The following is an 18410-nucleotide window of genomic DNA, read 5'->3' as shown; positions in this document are numbered from 1 at the left end:
CCCAATCCCGGCGGAATCACCCTGCGATGCCCTCCGAATTCGCCCTGATCCGCCGGTACTTCACCCGTCCCGCCCACCACACCGATCTCGCGGTGGGCGACGACGCGGCGCTGATCCGCCCCGCCGCCGGTATGCAGCTCGCCATCTCCACCGACATGCTGGTGGCCGGCACCCACTTCTTCGCCGACACCGACCCCGAAGACCTCGGCTGGAAAACCCTCGCCGTCAACGTCTCCGACCTCGCCGCAATGGGCGCCCAACCCCGCTGGGTCGTCCTCGCCGCCAGCCTGCCCGGCGCCGACGAAGCCTGGATCGCCGCCTTCGCCCGCGGTTTCTTCGCCTGCTGCGACGCCTTCGGCATCGACGCCATCGGCGGCGACACAACCCGCGGGCCACTCAACCTGTGCCCGACGATCTTCGGCGAAGTCCCGATCGGCCAGGCCGTCACCCGTGCCGGCGCCCGGCCCGGCGACGATCTGTGGATCTCCGGCCGGCCCGGCCGCGCCGCCCTCGGCCTCGCCCACCTGCGCGGCGAAGTCCGCCTCGCCGACGCGCACCTCGCCGATTGCCTCGACGCCCTGCACCGGCCGCAGCCGCGGGTCGCCCTCGGCCTCGCCCTGCGTGGCCTCGCGTCCGCGATGCTCGACGTCTCCGACGGCCTCCTCGGCGACCTCGGCCACATCCTCGAACTCTCGCAGGTCGGCGCGACCCTCGACGAGGCGGCGCTGCCGCTCGCCCCGCTCGTTGCCGCCTGCGCCGATCCCGCTCGCGCCCTGAAGGCCTGCACCAGCGGCGGCGACGATTACGAGCTGCTGTTCACCGCGCCGGCCGCCCGCCGCGGCGACGTGACCGCGCTGTCGACTCGCCTAGGCCTGCCGCTGCACTGCATCGGCACCATCGCCGCCGCGCCCGGCCTGCATCTGCGCACCGACTCCGGCCGCCTGCACGACCTGGCCGCCCGCGGCTACGACCACTTCGGCAGCGGCGCATGAAACCCAGCCTGCGCTTCCTGCTCTCCGATCCGGCCCACTTCGTCGCCCTCGGCTTCGGCTCCGGGCTGTGGCCCAAGGGCCCCGGCACTGCCGGCACCCTTGCCGGCTGGCTGCTCTTCCCCTTCATCCGCGCCCCGCTCGGCGACGGACTGTTCGGCGGCCTGCTGCTCGCCTGCTTCCTGTTCGGCGTCCTGGCCTGCGAGCGCACCGGCCGTGCCCTCGGCGTGGCCGACCACGGCGCCGTGGTGTGGGACGAAATCGTCGCCATCTGGCTGGTCCTGTGGCTGACCCCGGCCACTTTCGGCTGGCAGGCCATCGCCGTCGCCCTTTTCCGCTTCTTCGACATCGTCAAGCCGCAACCCATCCGCTGGGTGGACGAGCGCACCCGCGGCGGCTTCGGCGTGATGCTCGACGACCTCCTCGCCGCCGGCTACACGCTGCTCGCGCTGGCCATCCTCGTGAGGCTCCTCGCCTGATGGACACCCGACTCGACACCCTCTCGCGCCTCGTCGGCGACCACCTCGCCGCCCGCGGCTGGCGCCTCGTCACCGCGGAATCGTGCACCGGCGGCTGGGTCGCCGAGGTCGTCACCGCCACCGCCGGCAGCTCGGCGTGGTTCGACTGTGGCTTCGTCACCTACTCGAACGACGCCAAGTGCGCGCTGCTGGGCGTCTCGCCGATGACCCTCGCCCGCCACGGCGCGGTCAGCGAACCGACCACCGCCGCGATGGCCCGCGGCGCGCTCGAACGCGCCGAGGCCGACGTCGCCCTGTCGATCTCCGGCATCGCCGGCCCCGGCGGCGGCTCGGCCGAAAAACCCGTCGGCACCGTCTGCTTCGGCTGGGCCCGCAGCGGCGAATCCCCCCAGACCGCCACCTGCCGCTTCGACGGCGACCGCGAGTCGATCCGCCGCCAGGCGGTGGTCTTCGCGCTCACCGAACTGCTCCGCCGCTACGCCTGAAATCCCCGTCGCCTCAAGGCCTTGGCGATGCCTGTGGACTCGCCGCGAGAACTGTATAAAATATCAGATGTCGCAAAAAAACGGCGCTGCGACACCCACCGCAACGTCGTGCGAGCACCCGCACGCAAACTCTGTGCCATAATCCCCAAAACCCTTTCTACAAGGATCACGACAGATGGATGACAACAAGGCCAAGGCCCTCGCCGCCGCGCTTTCCCAGATCGAAAAGCAATTCGGCAAGGGTTCGATCATGCGCCTCGGCGACGGCGAAGTTGAGCACGACATCCAGACCGTCTCCACCGGCTCCCTGGGCCTCGACATCGCCCTCGGCATCGGCGGCCTGCCCCGCGGCCGGGTCGTGGAAATCTACGGTCCCGAATCGTCCGGCAAGACGACCCTCACCCTGCAGGTCGTCTCCGAGATGCAGAAGCTCGGCGGCACCGCCGCCTTCATCGACGCCGAGCACGCCCTCGACGTCTCCTACGCGCAAAAGCTCGGCGTGAACATCGGCGACCTGCTGATCTCCCAGCCCGACACCGGCGAACAGGCCCTCGAGATCGCCGACATGCTGGTGCGCTCCGGCGGCGTCGACGTGGTCGTCATCGACTCCGTGGCGGCCCTCACCCCCAAGGCCGAAATCGAAGGCGAGATGGGCGACCAGCTCCCCGGCCTGCAGGCCCGCCTGATGTCCCAGGCGCTGCGCAAGCTCACCGCCAACATCAAGCGCACCAACACCCTCGTCATCTTCATCAACCAGATCCGCATGAAGATCGGCGTGATGTTCGGCAGCCCCGAGACCACCACGGGTGGCAACGCCCTCAAGTTCTACGCCTCGGTCCGGATGGACATCCGCCGCATCGGCACCATCAAGAAGAACGACGAGGTGATCGGCTCCGAGACCAAGGTCAAGGTCGTCAAGAACAAGGTCGCGCCCCCGTTCAAGGAAACCCTGTTCGACATCCTCTACGGCGAAGGCACCTCCCGCGAAGGCGAGATCATCGATCTCGGCGTGCAGCACAAGTTCGTCGACAAGTCCGGCGCCTGGTACGCCTACAACGGCGAGAAGATCGGCCAGGGCAAGGACAACGCCCGCGAATTCCTCAAGGCCAACCCGCACATCGCCCGCGAGATCGAGAACAAGATCCGCGTCGCTGTCGGGCTGCCCGAGATGGCCGTGATCCCGCCATCCTCGCCCTCCGCCGAAGCCGCGTAAGCCCCGCGCCGCCCGACCGATGGCCACCAGCTTGCACGACCGGGCCCTGCGCTGCCTCGCCACGCGCGAGCATTCCCGCGCCGAGCTGGCCCGCAAGCTGGGTACCCTCGGCAACGAAGACGACGTGAAGGCCGAGCTCGATCGCCTCACCGAGCTCGGCCTGCTCTCCGACGCCCGCTTCGCCGACGCCTTCGTGCGCGCCAAGGCGGCCCGTTTCGGCGCAGCCCGGCTGCGCCTCGAGCTTGCCCGGCGCGGCGTAGCCGCCGAGCAGATCGGCGAAGCCATCGCCGACAACTGCGGCGACAGCGAGCTCGAACGCGCCCGCGACATCCACCGGCGCAAGTTCGCCGCCGCCCCGGGCGACGCGCGCGAGTGGGCCCGCCAGGCACGATTCCTTCAAGGTCGCGGCTTTTCGACCGAAATCATTCGTAGAGTCCTGAAAGAAAATCCCGGCGATGAGCCTGCTTAAAGTCAGCAACCTGCGCAAGAAGTACAAGGCCCGCACCGTCGTCCACGACGTCTCCTTCAACGTCGGCAGCGGCGAGGTCGTCGGCCTGCTCGGCCCCAACGGCGCCGGCAAGACCACCTGCTTCTACATGATCGTGGGCCTGGTGGTCGCCGACGGCGGCGAGATCACCCTCGACGACCAGGTCCTGACCCATCGCCCGATCCACCAGCGCGCACGCCTCGGCCTGTCTTACCTGCCGCAGGAAATGAGCGTCTTCCGCAAGCTCACCGTCGCCGAGAACATCCAGGCCGTGCTCGAACTGCAGAACCTCAGCAAGGCCCAGATCGCACAGCGCCTCGACCAGCTACTCGACGAACTGGGCATCGCCCACCTGCGCGACAACACCGCCATCTCGCTGTCCGGTGGCGAGCGGCGACGCTGCGAGATCGCCCGCGCGCTGGCCACCGACCCACGCCTGATCCTCCTCGACGAGCCCTTCGCCGGTGTCGACCCGATCGCGGTCATCGACATCCAGAAGATCATCCGCTTCCTCAAGGAAAAGGGAATCGGCGTCCTCATCACCGACCACAACGTCCGCGAGACCCTCGGCATCTGCGACCGCGCCTTCATCATCAACGCTGGCGAAGTGCTGGCCAGCGGCCGCCCCGACGAGATCGTCCGCAATGAGCAGGTTCGTCAGGTTTACCTCGGCGAACACTTCAGGCTTTAAGGCATCATCGCTGTCATGAAGCCCAGTCTCCAGCTCAAACTCTCCCAGCATCTCGCGCTGACGCCACAGCTGCAGCAGTCCATCAAACTGCTCCAGCTGTCGACCCTCGAACTCAATCAGGAAATCGAGAAGATCCTCCTCGAGAATCCGATGATCGAGCGCGACGAGCCGGACGCCAACCTCGGCTCCAGCCGCCTCGAGGCTCCCGGCCCCGTCGCGCCGGCCGGCAGCGAGGCCGCCCAGGAGCGCGAGCAGGAACAGGCCCGCGAATCGGAGCAGCGCGAACGCGAGCCCGACCACGACTTCGACATCGGCACCGACGGCGGCGACTGGCAGTCGTCCGGCAGCGGCAGCCAGCGGGACGACGACGACGAGACCGACTTCCACGACTTCCACGACTTCCAGGCCACCGTACCGACCCTGCGCGACCACCTCGACGCCCAGATCGCCCTCACCCCGCTGTCCGATCGCGACCGTGCGCTGGTCCGCTTCATGATCGAGGCCCTCGACGACGACGGTTACCTGAGCCAGACCCTCGAAGACCTGCTCCCCCTGCTTCCACCCGAGTTGGAAGTCGAACTGGACGACCTCACCATCGCCCTGCGCCAGATCCAGAGTCTCGACCCGTCGGGCATCGGCGCCGCCGACATCAGCGAATGCCTGGCCTTGCAGCTACGCCCGCTGCCGCCGAGCCGTGACCGCGAGCTGGCCCTCGCCATCGTCGCCGAACATCTCGAACTGCTCGCCTCCCGCGATTTCCTCAAGCTCAAGCGCGCCCTACGCTGCAGCGACGACGAACTGCGCGAGGCCCACGCCCTGATCCTCAGCCTCAACCCCCGGCCCGGTGCCCAGTTCGCCCAATCGGAAATCCGCTACGTGGTTCCCGACGTGGTGGTTCGCAAGGTGCGCAACAGCTGGGTCGTCAATCTCAATCCGGACGCGATGCCGCGGCTGCGCATCAATCAGCTTTATGCCCAGATCCTGCGTGACAACCGCGGGGCCAGCGGGTCGCTGTCGAACCACCTGCAGGAAGCCCGCTGGCTGATCAAGAACGTCCAGCAGCGCTTCGACACCATCCAGCGCGTCTCACAGGCCATCGTTGACCGCCAGCGTCAGTTCTTCGATTATGGCGATGTGGCGATGCGACCGCTGACACTGCGCGAAATCGCCGAACAGTTGGAATTGCACGAGTCCACCGTCTCACGGGTGACCACCCAGAAGTACATGGCCACGCCAAGAGGCATTTTCGAGTTCAAGCATTTTTTCGGCAGTCACGTCGCCACCGATACCGGTGGGGCAGCTTCCTCAACGGCGATTCGGGCGCTGATTCGCCAGTTGGTGGGGGCGGAAGACAAGAAAAAACCCTTGTCCGACGCCAAGATTGCCGAATTGTTGGGCCAGCAGGGTATCGTCGTCGCTCGCCGCACGATCGCAAAGTACCGCGAGTCCCTCGATATTCCGCCGGTCAGTTTGCGCAAAACCATCTGACAGAAAGGTAAGAACCATGAACCTCAACATCACGGGGCATCACGTCGAAGTCACGCCGGCCATCCGCGAGTACATCTCCTCCAAGCTCGACCGCGTGATCCGTCATTTCGACAACGTCACCAGTGTCGGCGTGACCCTCTCGGTGGAAAAGCTGCGTCAGAAGGCTGAAGTCACCGTTCATGTGCGCGGCAAGGACATCCACGTCGAAAGCGAAGACGCCGACATGTATGCCGCCATCGATGCCCTGGCCGACAAGCTCGACCGTCAGGTTCTCAAGTACAAGGACAAGGCCTCCGATCACGGCCATGATTCGCTGAAGCAGCACCTCGCCGAATCCTGATTCCCGGCGAAACGTAATACCCTTATCCCCGGGACCGTTGTGGCTATAATGCGCCCCAACTGACACAACGGTCCCGGCGGCCCCCGCCTCCGGATTTCTTCCAGCGTCGTTCTTCATCGGCACCTGTCCCGCCCCGTCGCGTGCAGGAGAGTCTTCCATGAACCTCATCGCCAAACTCCTGCCCCCGGCCAACGTGGTCGTCGGCCTCGAGGCGAGCAGCAAGAAGCGTGCTTTCGAGCAGGCAGGGCTGCTGTTCGAGAACAATCACGGCATCGGTCGCAGCACCGTCTTCGACAGCCTGTTTGCCCGCGAAAAACTCGGCTCTACCGGCCTCGGTCAGGGCATCGCGATTCCCCACGGCCGGATCAAAGGCCTGAAGGACGCCCTCGGCGCCTTCATCCGTCTCGCCGAACCGGTTCCCTTCGACGCGCCCGACGGCCGCCCGGTTTCGATGCTGTTCGTGCTGCTGGTACCGGAGCAGGCCAACGAACACCACTTGCAGCTGCTGTCCGAACTGGCTCAGATGTTCAGCGACCGCGGCTTCCGCGAGCAGCTCCTCGCCGCCCCTGACGCCCTCGGCGCCCACACCCTTTTCGCCCAGTGGGGCAGCGATGCGCCAGACAACGGTCGCCCGGCTCTTTGACGACAACCTCGATCGTCTGAGGCTGCGCCACATCTGCGGCAGCCTCGATACCCGCATCTCGGTTTCCGAAGACCGGATCTGGCCGGCCGACATGGTCGGCCACCTCAACCTGATCCACCCCGACCGCCTGCAGATCCTCGGCTCGTCCGAGCTCGCCTGGGCACGCCGTCAGACCCGCGACAAGGTCATCCACCACGTCCGCGAGATCCTCTCCTACGGCCCGCCGGCGATCATCGTCGCCGACGACGAGGACATTCCGAGCCTGATCCGCACCGTCTGCGCCAACGAAGACGTGGCGCTGTTCGCCAGCCCGCTGCCATCGGCAAATGTCATCGATCTGCTGCGCAGCTACCTGTCGCGCAAGCTCGCCGAACGGGTCGCGCTGCACGGCGTGCTGATGGATGTGCTGGGACTCGGCGTCTTCATCACCGGCGATTCCGGTGCGGGCAAATCCGAACTGGCCCTCGAACTGCTTTCCCGCGGCCACGGCCTGGTCGCGGACGACATCGTCGAGTTTTCGCGCATCGCCCCCACCGTGCTCGAGGGGCGCTGCCCCGCGCTGCTCCAGGACGTGATCGAGGTCCGCGGCCTCGGCATCCTCAACATCCGCACCATCTTCGGCGAGACCGCGTGTCGGCGGAAGATGAAGCTCAAGCTGGTGGTCCACCTGCAGCGCCGTCAGCCGGGCGATCAGGACCCCCTGCGCCTGTCCCTCGAAGGCGAGCAGCAGATGATCCTCGGCGTGCCCATCCGCCGCGTGATCTTGCCGGTCGCCGCCGGCCGCAACCTCGCCGTCCTGCTCGAAGCCGCGGTACGCTCGACCATCCTGCTGCTGCGCGGCATCGACTCGACCCAGGAATTCGTCGACCGCCAGCGCCGCGCGATGGAAGAAGGCGGCTTTTAACCAAAAGACACGCAATCCGGCCGACCAGCCCCGGCACCCCGTCAACGGATTGACGCGCGCCCCGTTTAAGATGGTGTTGCAGTCCCCTAAACCGCCCATTCGAGGAGTGGCCAGATGAAAAAAGTGATCCTGAGCGTCGCCGTTTGGATGTTTGCCGCCAGCCTGGCGCCCGCCGCCTTTGCGGCCTCGGCGCAGCAGAACAAGATGAAGGAATGCAACGTCTCGGCCGCCGACAAGAAGGGCGACGAACGCAAGGCCTTCATGAAGGAATGCCTCTCCGCCAAACCCGCCGCGGCCGAAACCAAAGGCACGCCGCAACAGGAAAAGATGAAGGCCTGTAACAAGGAAGCCGGCGAGAAAGCGCTCAAGGGCGACGAGCGCAAGCAATTCATGAGCAGCTGCCTGAAGGGCTGAACGCGCCTCTGCACCTGTAGCCTCCACGAAAAGAGGGCCCCGCGGGGCCCTCTTTTCATTGGCGACGTCGATTGAAGCTCAGTCGAGCGCGAACGCCACCGCATCGAGCATGTTGTCGCCAACCGAAAAGCCGCAACCGATGTGGCCTTTTTCGCTCAGCACGAACTCGTCGCGCTTCACGCAGTGCTCCGCCGTACCCTCCTCGAGCAGATAGGTGCCGTTGGTGCTGGAGTCGGCCAGATAGAACATGCCGTTGCGCAGTTCGATACGGGCATGCTGGCGCGACACGCGGGGATCGGAAACGACGATATCGTTGCCGGTTTCGCGGCCGAACAGCAGCGTCGGATGGGCGGCATCGATGACCCAGCTCTGCCCGCGAAAGCTCACCCGCATCTGCTTCTGGGCCTGCTGCGCCTCCTGGCGCAATTCGGCGGGGCTGGGCGGCGGCGCGTTGTTCAGTTCGAGCGCCGGCAGGGCGGCGTTGCCCGGGGCCTCATCCACCTTGCCGAGCATCCGCCGCATCGACGGCGAGAGCAGCTCGGACAGGTTTTCGGAAACCGCGATCGTGTCCGGGTTATGGCTCTCGACGAGGCGCGCGGCCCACTTCTCGGCACTTTCCGCCTCGCTGCCCTCGGATTCGAGCACCACGCCCGCCCGCAGGACCAGCTTGATGCCACTCATCGGCGGCAGGGCACGCACCCGTTCGCGCATCTCGCGGGCAGCCAGCAGGGCGGCGTCCGCATCGGGAAAGCGCGCCACCAGCACGTCGGAGCGAATCTCCAGTTCGCTGGCCGAATAGGCCTCGGCGCAACGCGACATGCGGTTCAGGCAACGCTCGACGGCGTAGCCCGCCTCGGCCTCCCCCAGCTTGACGGCCAGCCGCACGCCGTTTGCCACATCGGCAAACAGCAGGCAGCGGGCGGATGAACGCTCAGTCATCGCAGCGGCCTCCGACGGGCTCCGAAGCTGGGTTCGACACGGACGCGGCGGCTCCCGCGGGTATTCGCATTGGGCTGGCAGGGCGATCCATGGGTGCTAACTTCTCCAGATCCCGATCGGGATGGCTGAGGCTTCTTCATGCGGAACCGGCAACTCGGGAGCGTCGAAGACGATGTCCCCCTGCTCCACTTTCGTCGTGCTCGACACGTTCAGGAAATCGAACAGGTTGCCATCCGCCAGATGGGACGGCACCACGTTCTTGAGGGCGGTCGCGATCGACACGATACGCCCCGGAAAACGGCTATCCCAATCGCGTAGCATAGCCTTGATCTGCTTGCGCTGGGCATTTTCCTGACTGCCGCAGAGGTTGCACGGGATGATCGGGTATTCCATGCCCCGGGCGAAACGCTCGATGTCCTTCTCGGAGCAATAGGCAAGCGGACGGATGACCACGTTCTGTCCATCGTCGCTCACCAGCTTGGGTGGCATCGCCTTCATCTTGCCCCCGAAGAACATGTTCAGGAACAGGGTTTCGATCATGTCGTCGCGGTGATGACCGAGCGCGATCTTGGTCGCACCCACTTCCTTGGCGGTGCGGTAGATGATGCCCCGGCGCAGGCGCGAACACAGCGAGCAGGTGGTCTTGCCCTCCGGAATCTTGTCCTTGACGATCTTGTAGGTATTCTCGGTGACGATCTTGTACTCGACGCCAATGGACTCGAAATACGCTGGCAGAACGTGATCGGGGAAGCCCGGCTGCTTCTGGTCGAGGTTCATCGCGACGATGCGGAAATCGATCGGCGCCTTTTCGCGCAGCGCCAGCAGCAGCGTGAGCAGCGAGAACGAGTCCTTGCCACCGGACACGCAGACCATCACCACGTCGCCGTCGGCGATCATTCCGTAATCGACAATGGCCTCCCCGGTCTTGCGCATCAGGTGCTTCTTGAGGCGCAGGAAAGAGTTCGAGAAACGGGATTCCGTTTCGGGAGGTTCGGTCGCCGCCGGCGCGGGGAAAGCCACGAGGTGTTCCATTCAGTCAGATGTCCGTTGATTATAAGGGCGCCCGAATTTGATCGGTCCGCCATAAATGTTAAATACGTTATAAGTGCGCACTTCTTCCACCATCGACCGGAATGATCTGGCCCGTGATGTATGGCGCGTCGAAAAGCAGGAAACGCACCGTGCGGGCGATGTCAGACGGCGCACCGACCCGACCGAGCAGGGTGTGGGCGACGATCGCCTCTTGCTCGGCCGGCGAGAACTGGCCGTCGCTCGGCCATTCGATGGGGCCCGGCGCGACGCCATTGACCCGTACCCGCGGCGCCATCTCGATGGCCAGGGCGCGGGTCAGCCCGACCAGGCCGGCCTTCGCGGCGCAATACAGCGGATACCCCTTGAGCGGACGCTCGGCATGAATGTCAACGATATTGACCACGGCGCCGCTCCGCTCGGCCAGCCACGGGGCTGCCGCTTGGGTGAGGAACAGCGGCGCCTTGAGGTTGGAGCCCATCAGATCGACCCAGGCCGCCTCGTCGATCTCGCCCAGGGCCGTGGGAAAGAAGCTGGACGCGTTATTGACAAGCCCGTCGATTTGCCCAAAATGGGCAACCACATCGGCGACCAGGCCCGGCAAACCCGCAGTGTCGAGCAGATCGGCCTGGAACACCGCAGCCGACGCCGGCCGCAGGGCGTTGAGTTCGGCCGCCAGGGCATCGGCCGCCACACGCGAATGCCTGCAATGCAGGGCCAGGCGTGCGCCGGCGTCGTGCAACTGGCGTGCGATCGCCGCGCCGACGCGCCTGGCGCCGCCGGTCACGAGCACCACGGGAAGCTCTGCCGCTGGGTTCATCACTGGCTGGACGTACAAAAACGGGGAGCGTAATCATACGGTGCCTGACGCCAGAATGGCGTCGTCGTGCGACGTGCGGCGCCGGGACGCCTCCGTACGGCGGGCGGCGGACGGCACGGATGGCCGCACGGAGTAAAATGCCGGCTTTTGCGCCTCCTGCCGCCGCCATGAACCTGCCTCAACCGTCCGCCGAAGCGCTCGCCCAGAGCGACCGCCTTGTCGCCCGCCTGCAAAGCCAGATCGACGCCGCCGGCGGCTGGGTGTCCTTCGCCACCTACATGGCCGACGCGCTGTACACGCCCGGGCTCGGCTATTACAGCGGCGGCGCCCGCAAGTTCGGGCCGGGCGGCGACTTCATCACGGCGCCGGAACTCACCCCGCTTTTCGGCCAGGCTCTGGCCAACCAGGTCAAGCAGATCATGGATCTGTCGGCGCCGCACATCATCGAGGCCGGCGCCGGAACCGGCCTGCTGGCGGCCGATCTGCTGCTGGAACTCGAGCACCTGGGCGCCGTGCCCGAAACCTACGGCATCCTCGAAGTCTCCGGCGAACTGCGCGAACGCCAGTTCGCCACCCTGGCCGAAAAGGCCCCCCACCTGGCAGCCCGCGTGCATTGGCTGGACGGCCTGCCGGAGCGCTACTCGGGCGCGGTGGTGGCCAACGAAGTGCTCGACGTGATGCCGGTGCACCTGATCGCCTGGCGCGCCGACGGGGTGTTCGAACGCGGCGTCAGCCTCGACGCCGCGGGTCAGTTCGCCTGGGCCGACCGGCCGGTGAGCGGCAAGCTCGCCGAAGCCGTGGCCGCGCTCGACCTGCCCCTGCCCGACGAGGGCGAATACGTCAGCGAACTCAACCTCGCCGGCCGCGCGTGGGTCGCCGAATGGGCCGCCCGCCTCGAACAGGGCGCGATGATCCTGATCGACTACGGCTATCCCCGCGCCGAGTACTATCTGGACAGTCGGAGCACCGGCACGCTGCTGTGCTACTTCCGCCACCACGCCCACGGCGACCCGTTCAAATGGCCCGGACTCAACGACATCACCGCCTTCGTGGACTTCACCGCGGTGGCCGAGGCCGGTTTCGATGCGGGGCTGGACGTGCTGGGCTACACCGATCAGGCCAACTTCCTGTTCAACAGTGGGGTGCTGGCCTGCCTGGCGCGGCGCGCGCCCGAAGAATCAGCCGACTACATCCGCGCCGCCAAGGCGGTGCAGCGCCTGACCGGCCCCCACGAAATGGGCGAGCTGTTCAAGGTGATCGCCCTGGGCCGCGGCATCGCGCAGCCGCTGCTCGGCTTCCTGCGCGGCGACCGCCTCCACGCGCTGTAAGCCGCGCCTCGCCAGACGCGCGAAGGCCCGCCGACGCATCACGTCGGCGGGCCTTCGTTGATTGAACCACCCGCCTGACAAGCCGTTTCGCTTATTCCTGATAGCGATAGACGGCGTTCAGGAAAGCCTCCGCGTCGATCGGCGCGGCGTGGCTGTCGTGGCTGGTCGCAGGAATCTCCTGCAGGCCCAGAGCCAGTTCGGGGGGCAGCAGATTGGCGTTCAAGACTTCGTCGTCGTACGCCGGAACCATCGATTCGTCGGGCTCGAGATAGCGCCGATCACCGCTTTCCATATCCATGAAGATCACCATTTCGGCCTCCGTTCCGGGGTGGCATTCGAACCCCTTGTTATTTTTAACGGCTGCGGCCTCCAAAGGTTGAAGGGAAAACCCGGCGGCAGCGGCGGAGGAAAACCCTCCGGGACGGCGCCATCACCGGTCGCACGTTCTCAGAATGGATCACGCCCGAATCAACCGCAATGACGAAGTTCACGGCCGCGACGTGAATCGCGCCGCCGTCACAATCCCTGACGCGCGAGCCAGGCCAGGATCGGATCGGCCGCCACCCGCCAGTCGGTTTCCAGCATCATCCCGTGGCCGAGCCCCGGCAGGATCGTCGCCTCGACGTCGTAGCGCATGGCGGTCATCCGCACCTGATCGGGCGGAATCAGCACGTCGTGCTCGGCGCCCAGCACCAGCATCGGCGGCGCCTGGATGCGCGACAGCGAGGGCAGGTCGAACAACGACATGTCCCAGATCGCCCGATGGGATTCGGGCTGGCAGAGGTGGTAATAGCGCTGCAGGCGCTCCAGCTCGATCGTCTCGTGGAACAGCGCGTCGCGCAGGGTTTCCATCTGCGGCTGACCGCCTCCCATGATGCGGTTCAGGTCGCCCAGCAGATGCGGCCGCGCAAACGCCAGCCCGAACGCCGAGCCGAGCAGTCCCTGGGGCGGCACCGACGACATCAGCACCACGCCGGGCGCGCTGAAACGCTCGAGGAACTTCTGCACCACCATGCCGCCCATCGAATGGCCGATCAGCACCGGTCGCGCCGGCAATTTGGTGGCGACTTCGGCCACGTCCTCCACGTAGTCGGCGATCGAGAAACTGTCGAGGTAAGCCCGCCCGCGGCTGCGGCCATGGCCGGACAGGGACAGCGCATAGGCCGCGTAACCCTGGCTCGCGAACCACGGCAGGAAATTCTCCTGCCAGCACCACGCGCCGGTGTAGGCGCCGTGGACGAACAGCAGCGGCGTCGGATGGGCAGGGCCATCGGGCATGCTGGACAGGACTTCGAGATCACCGAAACGGGAACGGTTCATGCGCACGCTCCAGCGGCAACGGGCCGGGAACGGCAGACAAGCGGAGAGATCATGGGCGGGGAGAGGATTTTTCTTGTGGTGGGCCGAGAACTTACCCCAGCGCGCTGCCGGAGGAAAGCAAAAGACGCGCCGAACAGCACTCCGCATATCCCCACCGAAGCGTCCGAGCGAGCCCGGATCGTCCCGCCCGCCGGATCGCGGGCCGGCCCGGCGAATCCATCAAACCCACGCCAGCGTGTCGAGGGACTTTACACTTTGTCGCAAATTCATCTAGATGATTTTGCAAGATTTTGTTTTTATTTGAAAAACCGTTTTGAGCATGAATTTTGCTTATTAAATTTTGCATTTTTTCACGGAGGCTAAAATGCAAAGCAAAGTTCTGTTCGCGGCCATCGGGGCCCTTCTGTCCATGAGCGCCACTGCGGCGCCCGTGATTTACAACAACGATATCGTCACCGGTCAGGCTGCGTTCGACGCAACCATCACCGGCGTCGGCGGCACGGTCACCACCCTGTCGCTTTCCGGCCTGTCGTCCGGCGCGTCGAGCTGGACCGCCACGGCCGGCTCGACCACCGTGACCATCACGTCGACCGACGGCACCGGCCGCTTCGTCTACAGCGATTACAACGGCTACCGTTCCTCGGGCTACAGCTACGCCATCGGCGGCCAGGCCATCACCATCAACCCGTACGCCCCGGCGTCCGGTTCCGGCCTGACTTTCACCTTCTCGACCCCGGTGAACGCCTTCGGTCTGCAAATCGCCGACTGGGCGACCTGCTGCACCAGCGTGACCCACGCCGACACCGGCGCGCCCACCGGCTCGAACCTGTTCATCTCCTTCGACGGCGGTGCGACCCGCCTGGTGGCCAACGCCACCAGCGACGATTCGAACCCGGGCAACAAGGATTACAACGGCGACTCCGTCAAGGACTACGTCTACACCAACTTCGTGGCCGCCATCGACGACACCAGCACCTTCACCACCGTGACCTTCTACGGCGACGGCTTCGGCGAAGCGCTGTATGCCGGCGGCACCCTGCGCTGGGCCACCGTCGACCAGGGTTCGGTTTCCGTTCCCGAACCGACCGGCCTCGCGCTGGCCGGCGTGGCCCTGACCGGCCTGCTGGCGACCCGCCGCCGCAAGGCCTGACAACACGACGGCCCGGAAAAGCGTTACTTTCCGGGCTGCGTGTCGTCGAGCTGCATTCCCATCGGCCCTCCCCAGGCCCGGAAGAAACCGACGATGGTCGAAGCGTTTCTTTCGAAGCCTGCGTGAGGGCCGATGCTCAAGTGGTTACTGGCAATCGTCGTGCTGGCAGTGGTGTCGGGGCTGAGTTCAAGCCTGCCGCTGCGGCAATGGAAAATCGGGCACCTGCCCGGTGATCTGCATTTCGACGTCTTCGGGCGTCACATCCACATTCCGCTCACCAGCACGCTGCTGATGTCACTGCTGGCCTGGCTCGTCTTCCGCTGGCTTTGATACGGGCTCGAGCGGCGCCCGGACCGCGAAGGTCACGCTGTCGAGCACCTGGCCGTCGGGCCCCAGCAATTCGAGCACGTGGCGCCCCGCCACCGGCCGCCACGCGGTACGCAGCGTTGTGCCGCCGTTTCCGCCCACCATCCCGTTTCCGTTCCCGCCGGCCGCTACGGCGGGCGTGCCGAAGCGTTCGCCATCGAGCCGCCAACCGGCCCCCGCGGGCACGCGCGTCGCTTCGAAATGCACCCGGAAGCTGTCGTCCTCGACCAGCGCCATCGCATCCACCAGCATGCCGTTGCCCGGCTGGGCGATGCGCGGCGGGTTGCGTGGCAGCGCCACCCGATCCACCTCGGTGCCGCGGATGAACCATTCCCGACGGGCGCTCTCGACCGGCGGCTCGAAGGCCACCAGCGTCGACACGACCCCCGGCGGCGGCAGTGGCCGCTGGGCCGGCTGGTTGCGGTGCAGACCGCGCAGGATCTCGGCCCATGCCGCCCCGGCCTGGGCGGGCAGCGCCCGGCTGCCTCCGGCCCACAGCGCCACGCTGAAGCGGTCGGAATAGCCCGCCAGCAGCGACTCGCGGCCGTCCGGCACGTAGTGGCGCAGCGCGAAGGGCTGCGGATTGCCGTCGGCGTCCAGCGCCGTGATGATGTCGCCGACGATGAAGTCGGATTCGACCCGCAGCAGGCGGCGGGGGGTGCGATCGCCGCCCGGCGTCAGGCGCGGCGCGAGCCACTGACCGCCGCTGGCGAGGCTGCGATACAGGCCGGCCAGCTGCAGCAGCCCCAGGTCGGCCAGCCCGCCGCGGGCAAGATCCACCTCGGCCTGGCGCAGGCGTTCGGCGAGGGCGTCGCCGCTCATCCGCAGGACGACCTGGGCCGGCTCGCCGAGACTGTCGGCGAGGGCGCGGCGGGCGCTCACCCACAGGCGCTCGTCCGGATGGGTCGGGGCGTGATTGGCGAGGGATTCATCGAGCAGCGTGGCGGCGGTAAGCTGGCGCCGCTCCAGCGCGACACCGTAGGCGAAAGGCAGCAGCAGCGGACCCGCGCCGCGCAGAATCCCGGCGTGGTCGGGCTGGCCGGCATCGGGAGCGCCGACGTAGGCCAGCACGTCGCCGGTGGCATTGTCGATGACCACCGCCGCCGCGTCGCCGCTGCCGAGCCGGCGCACGGCGGCGAGGGCCAGCCGCTGCGCATCGGCGTCGAGGGTGGTGACGAGGCGCTCGCCGGCGTGCTGGAGGAGCTGACGCGCCAGGTGGGGCGCAAGCTCCCAGCGCGGTGCGGTCTGCTGGCGGTCGAGGTTGTTATCGGCCAGGCGCTGGGCCGGGCCGCAGGCAGACGGCGCGTTGAGCCGCTCGGCGAGCAGGCAGGCACGCCGGCCGACCATCTCGGGCTTGGCGTTGGGACCGCGCAGGAGCACCGCGAGGATCAGTGCCTCGGGCCGGCCCAACTCGGCCGGGGTCTTGCCGAACAGGGCGCGGGCGGCGGCGTGCACGCCCTGGAGATCGCCGCGGAACGGCGCCAGATTGAGGTAGGCCTCGAGGATCTGCTCCTTGGTCCAGCGCGCCTCCAGCGCCTGGGCGGCGAGGGCCTGGTCCCACTTCTGCCCGATGGAGCGACGCGGCGCGCCGTCGCGGCCCAGGGCCAGCTCCGGATCGAGCAGCCCGGCGAGCTGCATCGACAGCGTGGAAGCGCCGCGTTTGCGGTCGTACCACAGGTTGTGCCACAGCGAGCCGGCGAAGGCGCGCCAGTCGACGCCGGAATGTTCGAAGAAGCGCTTGTCCTCGGCGACCAGCATGGCCTCCTTGAGCGGCGCCGAAAGATTTGCCAGGGGCACCCATTCGAGGCGCCGCACGTGCGTGTTGATGCGCCGCTCGGCCAGTGGCGTGCCGTCGCGGGCAAGGAGCACCGCCACCGAAGGGGTGGCGCCCGACTTGACGTCGGCGAAGGCCGGGATCGGCTGCGTCGCCTCCGCGGCGGTGGCGACGCCGGCACCGAGCAGCACCAGCGCGATCTGCCGGAGTAGCGGGGAAAACGCGGGAAAAACGTGGCTGTGGAACATGGCTGGGCGGGATTGTATGCCCCTCGCCGCCTCCCCGGACGCGGGACTACTGCCCGGCTGCGGGCATGGGATTGTCAACAATCGTGTCACCCACCAGACCCAGCGCCCGCACCGCGGCCACCCGGGCGGCATGCACTTCGGCGGGAATCCGCGACTTGTCGGTTACGCCCCGGGCGATGGCCCCGGCGTCGACGCCGCGCACGGCCTCGAGCACCGCGAGCAGGCGCTCGCGCGGCGGGTAGGGCCGATCCGCGCGGCCACCACGGCCCCGGTGATCGCAGGCGCAGGCGTCAAGCATCGCCGCGAAACGCTCGGGCCGACGCAGGCCGTCGCACCGCTCGACGAGTTTCACCGCAGTGGCGGCCCGCAGTTCGAGGGCGCGATGGACGATTCCGTGTTCGCGGGCCACCATCAGCGCCAGGTCGCGGCAGTCGGCCGGGCACTTGAGACGCTCGCAGACCGCCCGCACCAGCGCCTCGCCGGCGGCTTCATGGCCATGGTGGTGGGGCAGCAGGTGGGCCGGGGTGACGCCCTTGCCGAGGTCGTGGAGCAGGCAGGCGAGCCGCACCGGCAGCGGCTGGGCGCTGGCGGCGGCCACGTCGAGCACCATCAGCAGGTGCAGCCCGCAGTCCACCTCGGGGTGATGGACGGCAGGCTGGGGCACGCCGAACAGGCGCTCCACCTCCGGCAGCAGGCGCGCCAGGGCGCCGCTGTCGCGCAACACCTCGATCATCCGCGACGGGCGAGCCTCCATCAGGCCGCGGGCGATCTCCTGCCAGACCCGCTCGGGCACCAGCGCGTCCACTTCGCCGGCGGCGACCATGCCACGCATCAGCGCGAGGGTTTCGGGCGCCACGCGGAAGTCGGCGAAGCGGGCGGCGAAGCGGGCGAGGCGCAGGATGCGCACCGGGTCCTCTGCGAAGGCCGGGCTGACGTGGCGGAACACCCGCGCAGCGAGGTCGCGCTGGCCGCCGTAGGGGTCGACGAGGCCGCCTTCGGCGTCGCGGGCAATGGCGTTGATGGTGAGATCGCGGCGGGCGAGGTCTTCTTCGAGCGTCACCGACGGATCGGTGTGAAACACGAAGCCGGCGTAGCCCGGCGCGGTCTTGCGTTCGGTGCGCGCCAGCGCGTATTCCTCGTGGGTGCGCGGATGCAGGAAGACCGGAAAATCCTTGCCGACCGGCTTGTAGCCTTCGGCGACCAGGGCTTCCGGGGTCGCGCCGACGACGACCCAGTCGCGATCCTTGACCGGCAGGCCGAGCAGTTCGTCGCGGATCGCGCCGCCCACGCAGTAGGTCTTCAT

The 18410-nt window shown here is 67.3% G+C and carries 21 protein-coding genes; 14 read left to right on the top strand and 7 right to left on the bottom strand.

The window, feature by feature from the left end:
* Positions 1 to 26: 26 nt before the first annotated feature.
* The 11 genes from thiL to ACE3P2_RS17985 all read left to right on the top strand — a co-directional run bounded on the left by thiL (position 27) and on the right by ACE3P2_RS17985 (position 8133).
* A complete protein-coding gene (gene thiL, locus ACE3P2_RS18035) occupies positions 27 to 992 on the top strand; it encodes a thiamine-phosphate kinase (protein WP_374267024.1) in 966 nt (321 codons plus the stop codon).
* On the top strand, positions 989 to 1468 hold the full coding sequence (locus tag ACE3P2_RS18030; protein ID WP_374267022.1) for a phosphatidylglycerophosphatase A: 480 nt from the start codon (positions 989 to 991) through the stop codon (positions 1466 to 1468). Before thiL ends, ACE3P2_RS18030 begins: the two co-directional genes overlap by 4 nt.
* Positions 1468 to 1953, top strand: coding sequence for a nicotinamide-nucleotide amidase (pncC, locus tag ACE3P2_RS18025; RefSeq protein WP_374267020.1), 486 nt, complete (start codon positions 1468 to 1470; stop codon positions 1951 to 1953). The genes ACE3P2_RS18030 and pncC overlap by 1 nt, the downstream gene beginning before the upstream one ends.
* Before the next feature lie 175 nt (positions 1954 to 2128).
* The gene (recA, locus tag ACE3P2_RS18020; protein ID WP_374267018.1) at positions 2129 to 3166 is read left to right on the top strand and encodes a recombinase RecA; all 1038 of its coding nucleotides are present in this window, start codon (positions 2129 to 2131) and stop codon (positions 3164 to 3166) included.
* A gap of 19 nt (positions 3167 to 3185) precedes the next feature.
* Positions 3186 to 3635 carry a recombination regulator RecX gene (gene recX / locus ACE3P2_RS18015; RefSeq protein WP_374267016.1) on the top strand — a complete coding sequence of 150 codons (450 nt, stop codon included), beginning with the start codon at positions 3186 to 3188 and terminating at the stop codon, positions 3633 to 3635.
* Complete coding sequence (lptB, locus tag ACE3P2_RS18010) at positions 3622 to 4344, top strand: LPS export ABC transporter ATP-binding protein (protein ID WP_374267014.1); 723 nt, start codon at positions 3622 to 3624, stop codon at positions 4342 to 4344. Before recX ends, lptB begins: the two co-directional genes overlap by 14 nt.
* 15 nt (positions 4345 to 4359) lie before the next feature.
* Positions 4360 to 5832 carry an RNA polymerase factor sigma-54 gene (locus ACE3P2_RS18005; protein WP_374267012.1) on the top strand — a complete coding sequence of 491 codons (1473 nt, stop codon included), beginning with the start codon at positions 4360 to 4362 and terminating at the stop codon, positions 5830 to 5832.
* Positions 5833 to 5848: 16 nt separating this feature from the next.
* The gene (gene hpf, locus ACE3P2_RS18000; RefSeq protein WP_374267010.1) at positions 5849 to 6172 is read left to right on the top strand and encodes a ribosome hibernation-promoting factor, HPF/YfiA family; all 324 of its coding nucleotides are present in this window, start codon (positions 5849 to 5851) and stop codon (positions 6170 to 6172) included.
* Between the two features lie 157 nt (positions 6173 to 6329).
* Entirely contained in the window at positions 6330 to 6815 is a 486-nt protein-coding gene (gene ptsN / locus ACE3P2_RS17995; protein ID WP_374267008.1) for a PTS IIA-like nitrogen regulatory protein PtsN, read from the top strand.
* The gene (gene hprK / locus ACE3P2_RS17990) at positions 6784 to 7719 is read left to right on the top strand and encodes an HPr(Ser) kinase/phosphatase (RefSeq protein ID WP_374267006.1); all 936 of its coding nucleotides are present in this window, start codon (positions 6784 to 6786) and stop codon (positions 7717 to 7719) included. The genes ptsN and hprK overlap by 32 nt, the downstream gene beginning before the upstream one ends.
* A 114-nt stretch (positions 7720 to 7833) precedes the next feature.
* Positions 7834 to 8133 carry a PsiF family protein gene (locus tag ACE3P2_RS17985; RefSeq protein WP_374267004.1) on the top strand — a complete coding sequence of 100 codons (300 nt, stop codon included), beginning with the start codon at positions 7834 to 7836 and terminating at the stop codon, positions 8131 to 8133.
* 78 nt (positions 8134 to 8211) lie between these two features.
* Here the strand turns inward: ACE3P2_RS17985 and ACE3P2_RS17980 are convergent, their stop codons facing one another.
* The 3 genes from ACE3P2_RS17980 to ACE3P2_RS17970 all read right to left on the bottom strand — a co-directional run bounded on the left by ACE3P2_RS17980 (position 8212) and on the right by ACE3P2_RS17970 (position 10921).
* Positions 8212 to 9072 (bottom strand): FHA domain-containing protein, encoded by an 861-nt coding sequence (locus ACE3P2_RS17980; RefSeq protein WP_374267002.1) that lies wholly within the window; start codon positions 9070 to 9072, stop codon positions 8212 to 8214.
* 96 nt (positions 9073 to 9168) lie between these two features.
* Positions 9169 to 10104 (bottom strand): tRNA 2-thiocytidine(32) synthetase TtcA, encoded by a 936-nt coding sequence (gene ttcA / locus ACE3P2_RS17975; protein ID WP_374267000.1) that lies wholly within the window; start codon positions 10102 to 10104, stop codon positions 9169 to 9171.
* A 67-nt stretch (positions 10105 to 10171) separates the two neighbouring features.
* A complete protein-coding gene (locus ACE3P2_RS17970) occupies positions 10172 to 10921 on the bottom strand; it encodes a pteridine reductase (protein WP_374266998.1) in 750 nt (249 codons plus the stop codon).
* A gap of 167 nt (positions 10922 to 11088) precedes the next feature.
* Here ACE3P2_RS17970 and ACE3P2_RS17965 point away from each other — a divergent pair, with 167 nt between their 5' ends.
* Positions 11089 to 12249 (top strand): class I SAM-dependent methyltransferase, encoded by a 1161-nt coding sequence (locus ACE3P2_RS17965; protein ID WP_374266996.1) that lies wholly within the window; start codon positions 11089 to 11091, stop codon positions 12247 to 12249.
* A gap of 91 nt (positions 12250 to 12340) precedes the next feature.
* On the opposite strand, the gene ACE3P2_RS17960 is transcribed toward ACE3P2_RS17965, so the two are convergent.
* Both ACE3P2_RS17960 and ACE3P2_RS17955 read right to left on the bottom strand, forming a co-directional pair.
* The gene (locus tag ACE3P2_RS17960; RefSeq protein ID WP_374266994.1) at positions 12341 to 12559 is read right to left on the bottom strand and encodes a hypothetical protein; all 219 of its coding nucleotides are present in this window, start codon (positions 12557 to 12559) and stop codon (positions 12341 to 12343) included.
* A gap of 206 nt (positions 12560 to 12765) precedes the next feature.
* Complete coding sequence (locus tag ACE3P2_RS17955; RefSeq protein ID WP_374266992.1) at positions 12766 to 13569, bottom strand: alpha/beta hydrolase; 804 nt, start codon at positions 13567 to 13569, stop codon at positions 12766 to 12768.
* 364 nt (positions 13570 to 13933) lie between these two features.
* Here ACE3P2_RS17955 and ACE3P2_RS17950 point away from each other — a divergent pair, with 364 nt between their 5' ends.
* Both ACE3P2_RS17950 and ACE3P2_RS17945 read left to right on the top strand, forming a co-directional pair.
* On the top strand, positions 13934 to 14719 hold the full coding sequence (locus ACE3P2_RS17950; RefSeq protein ID WP_374266990.1) for a PEP-CTERM sorting domain-containing protein: 786 nt from the start codon (positions 13934 to 13936) through the stop codon (positions 14717 to 14719).
* Between the two features lie 132 nt (positions 14720 to 14851).
* Complete coding sequence (locus ACE3P2_RS17945) at positions 14852 to 15049, top strand: DUF2905 family protein (RefSeq protein WP_374266988.1); 198 nt, start codon at positions 14852 to 14854, stop codon at positions 15047 to 15049.
* Here ACE3P2_RS17945 and ACE3P2_RS17940 read toward each other — a convergent pair.
* Both ACE3P2_RS17940 and ACE3P2_RS17935 read right to left on the bottom strand, forming a co-directional pair.
* On the bottom strand, positions 15014 to 17107 hold the full coding sequence (locus ACE3P2_RS17940) for a transglycosylase domain-containing protein (protein WP_374266986.1): 2094 nt from the start codon (positions 17105 to 17107) through the stop codon (positions 15014 to 15016). The genes ACE3P2_RS17945 and ACE3P2_RS17940 overlap by 36 nt on opposite strands.
* 46 nt (positions 17108 to 17153) lie before the next feature.
* Positions 17154 to 18410 (bottom strand): multifunctional CCA addition/repair protein, encoded by a 1257-nt coding sequence (locus ACE3P2_RS17935; protein WP_374266984.1) that lies wholly within the window; start codon positions 18408 to 18410, stop codon positions 17154 to 17156.

It is taken from the genome of Zoogloea sp. (assembly GCF_041911615.1).
Classification (GTDB): Bacteria; Pseudomonadota; Gammaproteobacteria; order Burkholderiales; family Rhodocyclaceae; genus Zoogloea.
This window is presented reverse-complemented; position numbering and strand designations above follow the sequence as displayed.

Excerpts from the sequence above, each read along its gene's own strand:
- thiL (WP_374267024.1), top strand. The coding sequence starts at position 27 with ATGCCCTCCGAATTCGCCCTGATCCGCCGGTACTTCACCCGTCCCGCC.
- ACE3P2_RS18030 (WP_374267022.1), top strand. The coding sequence starts at position 989 with ATGAAACCCAGCCTGCGCTTCCTGCTCTCCGATCCGGCCCACTTCGTC.
- pncC (WP_374267020.1), top strand. The coding sequence starts at position 1,468 with ATGGACACCCGACTCGACACCCTCTCGCGCCTCGTCGGCGACCACCTC.
- recA (WP_374267018.1), top strand. The coding sequence starts at position 2,129 with ATGGATGACAACAAGGCCAAGGCCCTCGCCGCCGCGCTTTCCCAGATC.
- recX (WP_374267016.1), top strand. The coding sequence starts at position 3,186 with ATGGCCACCAGCTTGCACGACCGGGCCCTGCGCTGCCTCGCCACGCGC.
- lptB (WP_374267014.1), top strand. The coding sequence starts at position 3,622 with ATGAGCCTGCTTAAAGTCAGCAACCTGCGCAAGAAGTACAAGGCCCGC.
- ACE3P2_RS18005 (WP_374267012.1), top strand. The coding sequence starts at position 4,360 with ATGAAGCCCAGTCTCCAGCTCAAACTCTCCCAGCATCTCGCGCTGACG.
- hpf (WP_374267010.1), top strand. The coding sequence starts at position 5,849 with ATGAACCTCAACATCACGGGGCATCACGTCGAAGTCACGCCGGCCATC.
- ptsN (WP_374267008.1), top strand. The coding sequence starts at position 6,330 with ATGAACCTCATCGCCAAACTCCTGCCCCCGGCCAACGTGGTCGTCGGC.
- hprK (WP_374267006.1), top strand. The coding sequence starts at position 6,784 with ATGCGCCAGACAACGGTCGCCCGGCTCTTTGACGACAACCTCGATCGT.
- ACE3P2_RS17985 (WP_374267004.1), top strand. The coding sequence starts at position 7,834 with ATGAAAAAAGTGATCCTGAGCGTCGCCGTTTGGATGTTTGCCGCCAGC.
- ACE3P2_RS17980 (WP_374267002.1), bottom strand. The coding sequence starts at position 9,072 with ATGACTGAGCGTTCATCCGCCCGCTGCCTGCTGTTTGCCGATGTGGCA.
- ttcA (WP_374267000.1), bottom strand. The coding sequence starts at position 10,104 with ATGGAACACCTCGTGGCTTTCCCCGCGCCGGCGGCGACCGAACCTCCC.
- ACE3P2_RS17970 (WP_374266998.1), bottom strand. The coding sequence starts at position 10,921 with ATGAACCCAGCGGCAGAGCTTCCCGTGGTGCTCGTGACCGGCGGCGCC.
- ACE3P2_RS17965 (WP_374266996.1), top strand. The coding sequence starts at position 11,089 with ATGAACCTGCCTCAACCGTCCGCCGAAGCGCTCGCCCAGAGCGACCGC.
- ACE3P2_RS17960 (WP_374266994.1), bottom strand. The coding sequence starts at position 12,559 with ATGGTGATCTTCATGGATATGGAAAGCGGTGATCGGCGCTATCTCGAG.
- ACE3P2_RS17955 (WP_374266992.1), bottom strand. The coding sequence starts at position 13,569 with ATGAACCGTTCCCGTTTCGGTGATCTCGAAGTCCTGTCCAGCATGCCC.
- ACE3P2_RS17950 (WP_374266990.1), top strand. The coding sequence starts at position 13,934 with ATGCAAAGCAAAGTTCTGTTCGCGGCCATCGGGGCCCTTCTGTCCATG.
- ACE3P2_RS17945 (WP_374266988.1), top strand. The coding sequence starts at position 14,852 with ATGCTCAAGTGGTTACTGGCAATCGTCGTGCTGGCAGTGGTGTCGGGG.
- ACE3P2_RS17940 (WP_374266986.1), bottom strand. The coding sequence starts at position 17,107 with ATGTTCCACAGCCACGTTTTTCCCGCGTTTTCCCCGCTACTCCGGCAG.
- ACE3P2_RS17935 (WP_374266984.1), bottom strand. The coding sequence starts at position 18,410 with ATGAAGACCTACTGCGTGGGCGGCGCGATCCGCGACGAACTGCTCGGC.